The sequence below is a fragment of the Alcanivorax sp. HI0044 genome, assembly GCF_001634945.1.
The window spans coordinates 1-392 of sequence record NZ_LWEZ01000943.1 but is presented as its reverse complement, the minus strand read 5'-3'; the positions used below and the strand labels follow the sequence as shown (position 1 = coordinate 392).

1 protein-coding gene is annotated in these 392 nt (G+C 57.9%); it reads left to right on the top strand.

Features of this window, described 5'->3' with window-relative positions; translation table 11 throughout:
* A partial coding sequence (locus tag A3730_RS11055; protein WP_156501154.1) for an aldehyde dehydrogenase family protein occupies nucleotides 1-352 on the top strand: 352 nt, incomplete at its 5' end.
* Nucleotides 353-392 lie beyond the last annotated feature (40 nt).

Below are 392 nucleotides of genomic sequence, written 5' to 3'. Positions count from 1 at the left end.
CCGAGCCATTGCCGCCCGGTTGCAATCCGGGGTTACCACCGTAAACGATCATCTTTACAGCCACGGCCTGTCCGAAACCCCCTGGGGTGGCGGGAAGGAATCCGGCATTGGCCGCACCCATGGCCCGGAAGGGCTGGAAGAAATGACGCAGGCGAAAGTGGTGAACTGGGATATTCTGCCGTCCAAACGCAATATTTTCTGGTACCCGTTTGATCAAGCCACCTACAACGGCATCAAGAACGCCCTGCTGTTCGTTTTCCCGTCCAGCGTTGGCCAGTGGCTCGGCGCCTCATTGAAGCTCACGCCCTTCCTGGTGAAGAAAATGTTCACCGGCTGGAAAACCGGCGACTAGGTCTGTGTCGCTACCGGCTTCCGGTGGCAAATGTTGACCT